We start from the raw sequence: 12,718 nt of genomic DNA, 5'->3' as shown, positions 1-12,718 counted from the left end.
CCGGGTTTTTTATTTTGCAAAAGTTGGCACGCCATTTGCTTAACCTAATCAATCGCACCAACAATAATAAGGGGATTGATATGCAACTTTCACAAAACGATTCAAATTACTTAGCAAGCTTCGAACTAGAAACGCTGATGATGGACGCTAAGGATCTTAAAGAGGCAATGTCTAAAGAGATCGCCATTCTTAGTGATAAGGGTAACTACTCGTTAAGAGCCATTAAACGAAGCTCACTGCGCCTATTAGCTTACCAAACAGCTTTGCACAGCCAACAAAATTCGATAGAACGATATGCACGCGTTCATGCACCACTATTGGTGCATTAAGTCTGGCTGGCAATTAACGACCCTTCTCGGTCATTTCCAATCCACTCCGAGGCCTCTGTGTAGTCTTGTTTATGGGCTAACGTGGGGGTTAGTACACTTAGATTCACCACATGGAGTGCTTGATTGTCTGCAAGCAGTTCGGGGGCTCATTCCTGCTTCGGTCTTTTCAGAGTTAGCCAGCCATTGATCAGGCCAAGCTACATATGTGACATTAATGTCTAAAGGTGGCCCAATTCTTGCTTGTCACTGTGGCGTACAAGCGTCAGCCATATTTCTAAGAAAACTCGTGCTGAGCGCTAATTTATTGAAATATGCAATGCAATATGCGTTGCGTTTTGCTAATGAGTTTGCGGGTTTAACATTGCTTATGAGTTCACCAAAGTTTTTTCTGAGTGCTATTTGGGCCACATTTCTATGGTTGTTTTCGGCAGCCTCACTGGCTAACGCAGGAGAGAAACCATCCGGCATTCTGTTGGTGAATACGCTTGGGCCTGATCCGTTCACAACGCAGTTAATTAGCGGTGTAGAGCGTTCGATTGCGACCGAAAACAAGGGGCGGCAATTGTACGTGGAGAACTTGGATGCCTTGCGTCATACATCTTTTCCATTGGAAGAGACCGCTGAGTATCTACAGAGCAAATATCGTGATACGGATCTTCAGGGTGTCATCTTTTTTGGTCATATCGCTCGGCAGTTGGCTGAAATGCATCCCAATCTGCTCAAGAATGTGACCAAAGTCACCGACAACCTAGCTGGGCGCGCCACAGAGGTTCAGTCTGACCTAGTTTATGTCGATTACCTATTTTCCCCATCGTCATTCGTTGACGAAGCTCTTCGTCTGACTAAACCAGAAACTGTATATTTGCTGGGAAGTTCCAGAGATCCGGTGGGTGCTGCCGGATTTGACGCTCTAAAAGCAGTCCTAGCAAGCAGATCTCTTAATGTTGAGATACTGCATGATCAAAATGGTAAGCAGTTGGAGCAGCGGCTTAACTCGATTGGATCTGACAGTATCGTTATTGCAGTCCCCAGATTCTCTCCAATTGAATGGGGTCTTCAGCCTATTGGTGAGATGCAGCGGTTAGTCGCACAGCTTAGCGTTCCGGTCCTCTCTACAGTTTCGGTATTGATGGGTACTGGCATTTTAGGCGGAAAGCTCTTCTCGGTTCTTGGCTTGGGAGAGACGCTCGGGACTGCTGCCCTGGGCGGAGATCCCAGTCTCCTCAATCACCCAGCCCTTTATGATGGCGAAGCGCTATCAAGGCACGGTTTCACAAAGGGCGACCTGCCATCGGATGTTGAGCTCAGTCGACCGTTGACGCCAACATTATGGGAGGCGTACCGGTACGAGGCAGCTACAGTGTTCGGAATGCTTGTAGGGCTAGGCGCTTACTCGCTCTATTTACGTCGACGCGTTGCTGCGGGCTATCGGGAAAAGCTTAATTACCTTGTAGCACGTAGCGCACTGGTCAGCGATCTGGAGGCAAAGAACTCGCGGATTGAGGCGGCACAGCGTGAGACGGATCTGTTGCTAGCGACCGCTGAAATTGTGCTGTTTGAGCTGGATATCGAATCGGGCACTGCCCAATTGGTAGCTGGCCAGCACAAATTGATTCCAAGGAATCAGCCATTTGATCATGTTCAGATGATTCATCGTCTCTCTGCCTCGACCGAGGTTAGGCAGGCTTTGAAGAATACCTTTGCAAGCGATAATGCCAGTTACACCGCGCGTGTACAGTTCGAAACTGGTGATAAGCCGGTATGGGGTCAGGTGGTTACGGGGAGCCAATATAAACGCGAGGGTAGAGCTAAGCGGTTGTTTGCGCGGCTCGATGTGACTGAGCTTCAAGAGAAAAACGAACAGTTGCGCTCGGCTACTGAGAAACAAAAAGAGCTATTTGCCGTGATCGGTTATGAGCTGCGAACCCCCGTAGCTGCGATTGACATGGTGCTAAATGATACCGACCTAGACCTCGCTGAGCGTCTGACTAGTATTCGCGAGATATCACGCAGCCTGCTTCACATTCTGGAGGATTTGCGCACAGTTGTAGCCCCTGAGCGCGCTATTGAGGCTAAGGCGGTGATTGCCAATCCTGTTGATATAGTACAGCGCGCACTTGCGCCTCTGGCACCGTTGCTGAAAGAGAATCAAATTCAGCTTAATTTGCAGGCACCAGTTGGCGTTGAACCGGTATGGCTGAAGGACCAGGCGCTACGCCAATTGGTAACAAACCTAGTCAAAAATGCAGCCCTCCATTCGGGAGGCTCCAAGGTTTGGGTTTCCCTTGAGGCTGCGTCTTGCGGCGAACATTTAGAAATCCAGTTAGCGGTTGCTGATAACGGGATTGGTATTCCAAGTAATCAAGTTGCTAAGGTGTTCTCGGCCTTTGGGCGTGGCGACACCAGCAAGGATGGTTCGGGTTTAGGCTTATATAGCGAAGCAGCTGGCAGCGCAGTTGGGCGGTGAACTAGAGTATCGAGAAAGGGCATCGAGTGGTGCTCAATTCAGTATGCAATTTAAGGCCGAGGCCGCAAATACTGAGGCACAGGCACAGGCACAGGCACAGGCACAGGCACAGGCACAGGCACAGGCACAGGCACAGGTTAACCTTTCTGGGATGAGTATTCTATTGGCTGAGGATGATCGTGTTTTGAGAATGCTTACTGAGAAAACGATCACCAAACAGGGAGCTACCATCAGAAGTTACGAGAACGGGAGACTGGCTCTAGATAGCTTCCTAGCACAACCCGTTGATCTAGTATTAACGGACTTAATGATGCCCGAAATGAACGGTTTGGAGTTAATTAGAGGTATCCGGCAGGTCGATCATACAGTCCCCATCGTTGCTATAACGGCCGCCGTTGTTGGTGACGAGACTGACGAACTGCTTGAGGCTGGTGCCAACGCTGTTATCTCAAAGCCTATAAGCAGCGAAAAGCTAATAGATACATTGACCTCGATTCACTTGCAGAGCTCAGGTGTAGAACAGGCGAGCGTTGATTGATTTACGACGGGTTGAGCCGAGTGTGTGGCAGGGTGTGAAAATGAATGAGGTGGCGTTCCCGACCCTTCTCGGTCATTTATGACCACTGCACGCGTTGAAAAATCATTCCTAAATGTCAGGTTTGGGTCTATAGTTACTGGAAGCTAGAATTTTGGCGGATGTGCATTGTTGATTAGGTTCTTGATAGTTGGTTTGCTTCAAATATTTGTAGCACTTCCCGTATGGGCGCAAGAAGCGATCTGGGTATTCGAAGACACAACGGCTTCGCGAAGTATTGAAGACGTTGTTGGAAGTCCTGCTTCTTTTGTAAAGACCACCGATACCCATAAAGGGTTTAGTCAGTCGGTATTTTGGCTCCGTGTCGATCTGACAAACGAGACCGCGCAGAGGCAGACGCAGGTGGTGCAGTTCGAGTCACATCTGCTGCCCAAAATAGAGCTCTACGGTGTCCTAGAGAACGCCGCTGTAAGTGGTCTTTCTATCGATAGGGCTGAGCGCCCGCTCCCCACTCTGCTTCCCAGTTTTCCGATTGAGTTAGAGGCGGGCCGCTCTGCAACTCTACATTTTAAAATCACATCGTCCTTCGAAATTGAGCTGGCTTATGGGGTTAAAACCCTTAATGTAGCCCTAGCGGACAACGGAAGGTTTGAAAATCTTCGCTATGCACTAACGCTGGGACTTTTGATCTTGCTGGCTTACAACATAGCCTCAGCGATTATCATTAGACAGGCGTTACATTGGTTGTATGTAGTGTTTGTCTCGTTCATGCTCTGCACGCAGGCCATAGAGATTCAATTAATTCCTTTAGGCAGGCACTTCGCCGCAGTTAGCGGCGCTTTAGGTTTGATTTGCGGAACGCTTTTTCTCGCCTCTCTTTTCAATCAGCTACGAGATAAGTTTGTCCGCTCGGGCATAGCTATTTGCACCATTGCAAGCCTAATCCCCCTTGTGCTCTACGGACCCGCGGCTGCCTATCAGTCGTTGATGAGTTTGTCCGTTCCACTCAACTTATTGCTACTCAGCGCACAAGTGATTGTTTCGCTGGTTAAACGTAAACCTTACAGTAAGTTGGTTTTCGCGGGTTGGACGGCCTTTGTGGGTGGAACGGTTCTGGCCTTGATGGGCGGAAACGGAGTCCTACCGTTCGAATTTCAATCAGCCTACGCTGTTGGAAGCTTGCTTGAGGCCACCTTGTTCTCCGTTCTCCTTGCCTATCGTCTGCATGACCGTGACCAGACTGTCGACTTGTTAGCGCATCAGCGAGCGAACAATGAGCGCCAAAAAGAGATGTTTGCCATAATTGGCCACGAGCTGCGCACACCGGTATCGATAATATCTATGGTTGCTGATAACGCCGACATGCAACCAAACGATAAAGTCGCCCAGATAAAAAGTATCGCTGAAAATCTTTTGAATGTTCTTGAGGATCTGCGAATTGTGGTGGCGCCCGAACGTGCTTTGGTTGCCAAATTAGAGTTAGCAGACCCAGTCGAAATTCTGAAGCGTGCGCTCTCACCGATGAGTTCTATGCTCGCCGCAAATGGCTTCTCCCTGCATATCGAGTCCGCGCAATCCAAAGGTCAATTATTCGAGATCCGGTCACAGCAGTTTCGACAGTGTGTTACCAACCTAGTTAAAAACGCCGCATTACACTCTGGTGGATCTGAGGTTCACGTTAAGTACGAGCATCAGGTCAACAAAAATAACGAGGTAATCTGTCGCGTCAGGGTCGAGGATAACGGCACGGGCATCCCAGATACACTGAAAAATAAAGTGTTCGATGCTTTCAGGCGAGGCGGTACGAATCAAGAGGGTTCAGGGTTAGGCTTGTTTATCGTCAAGAATTTCGCAGAGCAGATGGGTGGTACGCTCGCTTATTCGGCGAGCGAGTACGGTGGCGCTTGTTTTGAGCTCACGTTCCCCGTCAAGGCAGTTAACTCTGAGGCACAGGCACAGGCACAGGCACAGACACAGACACAGCGTGCAGGCCTCTCCAATATGCGTATCCTACTTGCTGAAGATGATCGAATGCTTCGAATGCTTACGATAAATATGCTGACTAAAGAGGGAGCAGAGGTTAGTGCCTACGAAAATGGAAGGCTTGCCCTCGCTGCATACTCACCAGAAAAGTTTGATCTCGTAATCACTGACTTGATGATGCCCGAGATGAACGGTCACGAGCTAACTAGAAAGATTCGATCATGGTCATCGGAGACTCCTATCATCGCTGTCACAGCTGCCGTTGTTGGAATTGAAACCGATCAATTTCTAGCTGAGGGAGCGGATTATGTCATTCCCAAGCCAGTATCTAAATCCGCTCTACTAGATGCACTTCATGAGATAAACAGTCGCCGTGCAGCTGGATCTTAGATGTCGCCTAAGTGCCGTTAAGAGACAAAAAAGAGAGCCGTAGCTCTCTTTTTTAAAATCACAGCATTCTGCTATGCAAAGTGCAGTGATGTTTAGTTGCTCATTATGCTTTAGCAGACATGAACTTTTTTAGTTCTTCGAACATTGGAGCTGAAGCGTAATCTTCTACACTCTGTTCCATCAGTTCAGTCAATTCAGCTTTAGCGGCTGCAAGTGCTGCGATCTCTTTCTCAGCAACTTCAGTCATTTTAGCTTCAGCTTCTTTCAAGTATTTAACTTGAAGTTCTAGAGCTGCTTTTGGATCTTTAACTTCAGTTAGAGATTTCATCTGTGAAAGAGATGCGTTAACAACCTCTGTTACATAAGATGATTGAAGACCAATTAGGGCTTCAGCAGTCTTCTTGTTGATCTCAGCAATCGCCATCATTGGCTTCATGCTATCTTTTAGTTCGTTCATCATGAGTCATACTCCTAATTTAATTTATTGTGCACTGCACCATAGGGTCAATATATTGTGGTTTTTGCTAACTGTCAAACCTTTTTGTGCACCGCAACAAAAATATATTTAGAAACTCCCACTGTGGTTTTTTTCACGAATAGGTATCATGGCGGCAACACAAGGAAACCGACATGCAACTCTCTATACTCTTCGAAGATGACTATCTTATAGCAGTAGATAAACCCTCGGGTTTATTGGTTCATCCGAGTTGGATTACAAAGCCTGATGAACCCACCTTAATGGGCCTGCTGAAAGAGCACTTTAATGCTGAAAAGCTGCATACTATCCACCGACTTGATAGGGCAACTAGTGGGGTTATGTTGGTTGGTAAAGAGCTTGAGTCATCGAAAACAATGCAAGAGCAGTTTCAGGCCAGAGGTGTAAAAAAAGAGTACGAGTGTCTTGTAAGAGGGTGGTTTAGTGAACCCCAGGGCAGAATTGATCATGCATTGGTGCCCAAATACGATAAATATGCAGATCCCCTAGCAAGCCAGGATAAAGAGGCCAAAGAGGCGGTAACCGACTTTGAAGTCATCGCGCAAACTGAGCTGGATATTCCGGTTGGGCGCTACTCAACATCCCGCTACAGCCTTGTAGCCTGTTTCCCGCACACAGGGCGTAAGCACCAAATTCGCCGTCACATGAAGCACCATCTTCACCCCATTATTGGCGATACCAAATACGGAGAGGGGCGTCATAATCGTATGTTTCGAGACCATTTCAACCTTCATCGATTGGTATTAATGGCGAGATCGATTCAGTTTTCCCATCCAGTGACTGATGAACTGATGACAATTCATGCCGATCTACCTGTTGATATAGAGCGGTTATACGAAGCGATAGGGCTGAATAAGTCCTAATAAATCGTGTTAGAATTTACACCTTATTAGTCCAAACCTTAAGAGTTTCAGATGAGCCGTCCTGACGATATCAATGCCAAGATCCAAACTGACAATGCCACTTCATCCAGTTTAGAGAGCGCACTTAAAAATAGCCCCGTCATCGCACTGATTGGTGCCATGGATCAGGAGATTGAACGCCTAAAAAACAGTATTCAATCTTTACAAGTAAGTGAAATCGCAGGCTTTACTTTTTTTTCAGGGCAGATCGACGGTGTCGACGTGGTGCTGCTTAAATCGGGCATCGGTAAGGTCAATGCTGCAGTGGGTACCACCTTGCTGTTAGATCACTTTAAACCAAGCTGTGTGATTAACACAGGTTCTGCTGGTGGCTTTGATCCAACGTTGAAAGTAGGGGATGTGGTGATCTCTGATGAGGTTCGTCACCACGATGTTGACCTAACCGTATTTGGCTACGAGATCGGTCAAATGGCTAGAATGCCAGCCGCTTACTTAGCGGATGAACTGCTACTTAAGGTGGCTGAAGAGTCTATAGCTCAGTTTGAAAACACCGCATGTCAGCGTGGTTTAATCGCGACCGGTGATGCCTTTATGAGCGATCCAGAGCATGTTGAGAAGGTTAGAGCCAACTTTCCTACGATGAAAGCTGCAGAGATGGAAGCGGCTGCCATTGCACAGACCTGTTACCGCTTTGAGGTTCCGTTTCTAGTTATTCGGGCGTTGTCGGATATCGCAGGCCAAGAATCTAATGTCAGCTTTGATCAGTTCATCGAAACGGCATCAGAAAATTCGGCTCAGATGGTTTTAGCAATTGTTGCCAGACTTGCAAAACTAAGCTGATCCGAAGAGTCGCTGGTTGCTATTCAGCAGCCAGCTCTTTCAGATAGTTGACGACCGATTCACTGTCCCATTCGCGCTCACCGATCACCTTATCAATCACTTCGCCCTCTTTATCGAGCACCAATGTCATGGGTAATCCCTCAAGACGCAGAGTCATAAAGGCCGCTCCCGGCTCGTCCAGCCAGATTTCGGGTTCTGCGCCATCAAAGTTCTCCAATACGAAGGCCTCCACCTGATCACTCATATCACCTACATTGATAGCTACCACTCGCGCGTGACCTTCAACAGCCTCCTCTAAACGCCCTAATGCAGGCATCTCACGAATGCAGGGCGGGCACCAGGTTGCCCAGAAGTTAATCAAGCGTACTTCACCTTGGTACGCATCAAGCGTGATAGGGTCACCCTCTAGGGTTTTGAAATCCAGCGGTGGAAGTTGCGCGGCCTGTGAAGTGATCGAACAAATCGATAAAAACATTCCTAGCGTATAGGACTTAATAGTGTGTAAGCTCATAGTTATTAATACGAATCATATAGAGAATAAGGATCATATCATGGCAAACGTTGCTTTTATTGGCTTAGGTACAATGGGTTACCCAATGGCAGGGCATCTTACTAAGGCGGGACATGAAGTCACTGTATACAACCGAACCTTTGCTAAAGCAGAAGCCTGGGTCAGCGAATACGCAGGTAAAGCAGCTAAAACCCCACAAGCAGCCGCTGAAGGCTGTGACATTGTATTTGTGTGTGTCGGTAATGATGATGACCTATACCAGGTTACAACGGGCGACGAGGGTGCCATTAAAGGCATGAAGACTGGTGCAATTCTTGTTGATCACACCACGGCATCCGCTGAAGCGGCTAGAACACTCAATACGGTCTGCCGTGAACAGGGATTGGGATTCATTGATGCTCCTGTGTCTGGCGGACAGGCGGGCGCTGAAAATGGCGTGCTTAGTGTGATGTGTGGTGGTGATTCAGAGGTCTACAAACAGGTTGAACCAGTTATTGATGCTTATGCTAAATCACAAAGCTTGTTGGGTGATGCTGGAGCAGGGCAGTTGGCTAAGATGATGAACCAGATCTGTATTGCAGGTTTGGTGCAGGGGTTAGCTGAAGCGATCCACTTCGGCCAGAAGAGTGGCCTTGATGTTGCCGCCGTTATTGATGTTATACAGCACGGGGCAGCCGGTTCTTGGCAGATGGTTAATCGTCACCAAACAATGATCGATGAAAAGTATGACTACGGTTTCGCTGTTGATTGGATGCGTAAAGACTTAGGTATTGTCCTTAATGAAGCGCGCAGCAATGGCGCACGCCTTCCTGTGACAGCGATTGTGGATCAATTCTATTCGGAAGTTCAGGCGCTGGGAGGCAATCGTTGGGATACCAGCAGTCTGCTGAAGCGACTGCAGTCGATGGATAAATAGTTGTATATATCTTGCAGGAATTGATTTAGATCAATAAAATGCACTCTGTCTTAAACAAACAAATTAATGAGGTTTAGTCAGATGGGCTCAATCGATAAATACAACATGATTTCTCTAGCTCCAAGCCTAGTGATCATCGGTGCAATGCTTGTTATGACAGTTGTCGGCATTAAGCTTCTAAAAGGTGCAATTGCTAAAGATGCGGCGAAAGCTGGCGAATAAGCGACCTTGTTAAAAAAACCGCCTTCATTGGCGGTTTTTTTATCTCTGATTGATCATCGACTCTGCATTATCCACCCAGGCCTCTGGCACAACAAACAGCCTTTCCACTAACTGTCTTGAACAGCCTTTGCCCAACACCACGAACAGTTGTTGTGGTCGGTCGATCACACTCTTTGCTCTCTTTAACAGGTTGCTTTTACTCACTGCGATGTCATGGATATGTGAAGGGGAGGTCAACCATTCAGATCTCGATGGCATTAAAAAACGAACTGCGTCTGGGTATTCATCTAAAAAGCCTTCCAATTCGTTGATGCAAAGCCAGCGGCCACGAGAATGCTGCGGGTGAATGTTATCCGGTATCTTCGATTGGTTATCGCTGACATGGTAGAAGAGCCAGCCAAATATTTGTGCATAGCTCTCAACCGCCGAATCGACCCCTAACGATTGCAGAGTGCGTTTTGCTGGCTCAGACTCAAGAAGTTTTAACTGCTTGTTTTCTATATGTGTGATTTTTCTATCCAGAGAGTCCGTCAGACTAGGACCTAAATAGTCACTCATCTGACCGCTACTCCCAACACGAAGATAAAATTTTATGGCGACCTCTATATGCTGCCAAGCGCCATCTTTGCAGACTAGAAAATCTGCTTCGCCTAAGGTTTTCTTATCCTCAATTATTTGAATATGACTTTTTAAATCAGTTATTTGAGAAAATGTTTTAAGATGAAGCTCGAATAGGTCCTCAAAGTGAACACCTAGCCTGTGATGATGTTTAAGCTTCGAAATCAAGGAAGCGTTAATAGCGAGAGGGTCACGTCTAAACTTGTTTTCACCCACCAGTGTTTGGGCTTGGCTTAACCAGGCAAGTTCACTCGCTGTCTGCTCTGTTGTGTAGACGATCTTTTTCATAAAACACGCTGGCTGAATTTTAAATTCAAATTAACATTCTAGCGGCCAATACGGTACTCTATAGTCTCAATTTTAGTGAGCGAGTTAAGGAGCAGGGAATGGCTTTAATGACTAAACGTCAAGCTCTAGAAGCTGAAGCGGAAGCACGAATGGAGAAAACCACTCGTAGTCCACGTCTCTCTGATACGGATATTAATTACATCCTCATCAACGGTGCACAAATTGCACTGAGCAAAATGAAACGTGCCGATGCCTATGATGATCGTCTCTACTATCATGCGCAAATCAGTGCTTACCTTGAGGTGTCACTTTCACGTGGCGCAGGGATCACAGATGACACACGTGATGATCTAAACAACCTCTATAAAGAGGCTACTTACATCTACATGGAATCTAAGCGACACAGCACTAAGGATTAATTGATTGACGCCCTTTGATCCTAAAGCCTTCTTAGCAACACTCCCTAACAAACCTGGCTGTTATCAGATGTACGACAGTTCTGGTGAGCTGTTGTATGTCGGTAAAGCAAAGAACTTAAAGAACCGTGTCTCAAGCTATTTCAGAGAGACTGGACTCTCTATTAAGACCCAAGCATTAGTCAGCAAAATTCAATCCATTGAGATTACGTCAACCGGTTCTGAGACAGAAGCACTGCTGCTAGAGCAGAATTTAATTAAGCAGTATCGACCGCCTTACAACATATTGTTGCGTGATGATAAGTCTTACCCCTACATATTGATCACCGATAAAGACGAATTTCCAGCCGTTAGATATCAACGCGGAAAACGTTCTCCCAACGGCACTCTATTTGGCCCTTTTCCTAGCGGTGGGGCGGTAAAAGAGAGTCTGAACCTTCTACAAAAGCTGTTTAAAGTACGTCAGTGTGACGACAGTTTTTTCCGTAACCGCTCTAGACCCTGCCTGCAGTACCAAATAGAGCGCTGCAGCGCTCCTTGTGTGGGTTTAGTTGACGATGCGGATTATCAGCGTGACGTGCGTCATACCAAGCTTTTTTTGCAGGGTAAAAACCCAAAAGTGATGAGTGAGCTCGCATCCGAAATGGAGGCTGCCTCTCGTCAATTAGCGTTCGAAAAAGCCGCTCAGCTTCGGGATCAATTGGCTCGCTTGCAGCACGTACAAGAGCAGCAGACCGTTATCGGTCAAAAAGGTGAGGCGGATGTCTTTGGCGTAGCCGTTCAACCTGGCGGCGTTTGCGTACACGTTCTTTTTGTCCGTCAGGGGCGAGTTATTGGCTCCAAAGTGTATTATCCCCGAATTGCTATCGAAGACAGTGCAGAGGATGTCTTAAGCGCTTTTATTGCTCAGTTTTACTTGGCTGGCGGGCGCGAGATACCAGAGTCTATTATTACGGCGATTGAACTGCCCGAGTCTAACCTTCTCAGTGAAGCTCTTAGTCAAATGCGCGAACGTAAAGTCTCTATTACTAGTAAAGTGCGTTCTGATCGCAACAGTTGGCTTAAGTTAGCTCAGCAAAATGCCGAACAGAATTTACAGTCACAGCTGGCCAATAAACAAAATATCTATAACCGATTCCTAGATCTTCAGTCAGCGCTAGGCATGGAGGAGATCCCCTCAAGACTTGAGTGTTTCGACATCAGCCACTCCAGTGGAGAGGCTACTGTGGCCTCTTGTGTAGTGTTTGATCGCAATGGCCCGCTGAAACGTGACTATCGTAAATATAATATCGAAGGTATTACTGGGGGTGATGACTACGCCGCCATGAACCAAGCCTTGCACCGTCGTTTTGAAAAGGCGACCAGTGCGGATGCAATACTCCCTGATATCCTGGTTATTGACGGGGGTAAAGGACAGGTAGCTCAGGCTGTTGAGGTGCTTAATGAGCTCAATATTCAAGGGATCAAGGTAATTGGTATCGCGAAAGGCCCAACACGTAAAGCGGGCTTTGAAATTCTGATTGATGCCGAAACAGGCAGCGAGAATATATTGCAGTCTGACTCTCTTGCGCTTCATTTGTTGCAACACATCCGTGACGAATCCCACCGATTTGCCATCACGGGTCACCGTGCGCGTCGTGCTAAAGCGAGAAAGCAGTCACTACTCGAAGGCATTGATGGCGTCGGCCCTAAACGCCGTAGAGAGCTACTGAAACATTTCGGAAGTGCGAAAGCGGTTGAGTCAGCAAGTGTTGAAGAAATCGCAAAAGTCTCTAGTATTAGTAATAGTCTTGCAGAGACGATCTATCTCGCTCTGCACCCCGATAGCTAAAGGTGCTTCTCTG

At 47.1% G+C, this 12,718-nt stretch carries 12 protein-coding genes and 1 pseudogene; 10 read left to right on the top strand and 3 right to left on the bottom strand.

Annotation, left to right across the window (positions count from 1 at the left end; translation table 11 throughout):
• Window positions 1–80 precede the first annotated feature (80 nt).
• From XMA127_RS07545 to XMA127_RS07530, 4 genes are all read left to right on the top strand, one after another.
• Window positions 81–329 (top strand): hypothetical protein, encoded by a 249-nt coding sequence (locus XMA127_RS07545; protein ID WP_173480915.1) that lies wholly within the window; start codon window positions 81–83, stop codon window positions 327–329.
• A gap of 214 nt (window positions 330–543) precedes the next feature.
• Entirely contained in the window at window positions 544–2,796 is a 2,253-nt protein-coding gene (locus XMA127_RS07540; protein ID WP_173483947.1) for a HAMP domain-containing sensor histidine kinase, read from the top strand.
• Window positions 2,797–2,839: 43 nt separating this feature from the next.
• Entirely contained in the window at window positions 2,840–3,334 is a 495-nt protein-coding gene (locus XMA127_RS07535) for a response regulator (RefSeq protein WP_173499076.1), read from the top strand.
• A gap of 192 nt (window positions 3,335–3,526) precedes the next feature.
• On the top strand, window positions 3,527–5,704 hold the full coding sequence (locus XMA127_RS07530) for a response regulator (RefSeq protein ID WP_173483949.1): 2,178 nt from the start codon (window positions 3,527–3,529) through the stop codon (window positions 5,702–5,704).
• A gap of 103 nt (window positions 5,705–5,807) precedes the next feature.
• Here the strand turns inward: XMA127_RS07530 and XMA127_RS07525 are convergent, their stop codons facing one another.
• Entirely contained in the window at window positions 5,808–6,164 is a 357-nt protein-coding gene (locus tag XMA127_RS07525) for a phasin family protein (protein WP_173480918.1), read from the bottom strand.
• A gap of 167 nt (window positions 6,165–6,331) precedes the next feature.
• Between XMA127_RS07525 and XMA127_RS07520 the strand changes: the two are divergent.
• Together XMA127_RS07520 and mtnN are read left to right on the top strand one after the other, a co-directional pair.
• Window positions 6,332–7,063 (top strand): annotated as a pseudogene (locus XMA127_RS07520) (RluA family pseudouridine synthase); the annotation flags it as partial.
• 51 nt (window positions 7,064–7,114) lie between these two features.
• Window positions 7,115–7,903: a 5'-methylthioadenosine/S-adenosylhomocysteine nucleosidase gene (gene mtnN, locus XMA127_RS07515; RefSeq protein ID WP_173480920.1), complete on the top strand. Its 789-nt coding sequence runs from the start codon at window positions 7,115–7,117 to the stop codon at window positions 7,901–7,903.
• Window positions 7,904–7,922: 19 nt separating this feature from the next.
• On the opposite strand, the gene XMA127_RS07510 is transcribed toward mtnN, so the two are convergent.
• On the bottom strand, window positions 7,923–8,414 hold the full coding sequence (locus tag XMA127_RS07510; protein WP_173480921.1) for a TlpA disulfide reductase family protein: 492 nt from the start codon (window positions 8,412–8,414) through the stop codon (window positions 7,923–7,925).
• Window positions 8,415–8,454: 40 nt separating this feature from the next.
• Between XMA127_RS07510 and XMA127_RS07505 the strand changes: the two genes are divergently transcribed.
• Window positions 8,455–9,330 carry an NAD(P)-dependent oxidoreductase gene (locus XMA127_RS07505; protein ID WP_173480922.1) on the top strand — a complete coding sequence of 292 codons (876 nt, stop codon included), beginning with the start codon at window positions 8,455–8,457 and terminating at the stop codon, window positions 9,328–9,330.
• 81 nt (window positions 9,331–9,411) lie between these two features.
• Window positions 9,412–9,552, top strand: a complete 141-nt coding sequence (locus tag XMA127_RS07500; RefSeq protein WP_173480923.1) for a hypothetical protein — start codon at window positions 9,412–9,414, stop codon at window positions 9,550–9,552.
• Window positions 9,553–9,591: 39 nt separating this feature from the next.
• Here XMA127_RS07500 and XMA127_RS07495 read toward each other — a convergent pair whose 3' ends face one another.
• The gene (locus XMA127_RS07495; protein ID WP_173480924.1) at window positions 9,592–10,458 is read right to left on the bottom strand and encodes a DUF1853 family protein; all 867 of its coding nucleotides are present in this window, start codon (window positions 10,456–10,458) and stop codon (window positions 9,592–9,594) included.
• A gap of 107 nt (window positions 10,459–10,565) precedes the next feature.
• Between XMA127_RS07495 and XMA127_RS07490 the strand changes: the two genes are divergently transcribed.
• Together XMA127_RS07490 and uvrC are read left to right on the top strand one after the other, a co-directional pair.
• Window positions 10,566–10,877, top strand: coding sequence for an excinuclease ABC subunit C (locus tag XMA127_RS07490; RefSeq protein ID WP_254449920.1), 312 nt, complete (start codon window positions 10,566–10,568; stop codon window positions 10,875–10,877).
• A 4-nt stretch (window positions 10,878–10,881) separates the two neighbouring features.
• Window positions 10,882–12,705, top strand: a complete 1,824-nt coding sequence (uvrC, locus tag XMA127_RS07485; protein ID WP_173483950.1) for an excinuclease ABC subunit UvrC — start codon at window positions 10,882–10,884, stop codon at window positions 12,703–12,705.
• Window positions 12,706–12,718: the final 13 nt, after the last annotated feature.

Source organism: Marinobacterium sp. xm-a-127 (genome assembly GCF_013283425.1).
Classification (GTDB): Bacteria; Pseudomonadota; Gammaproteobacteria; order Pseudomonadales; family Balneatricaceae; genus Marinobacterium_E.
Note: the sequence above shows the minus strand (reverse complement) of the source record. Positions and strands in the feature narration are given on the sequence as shown.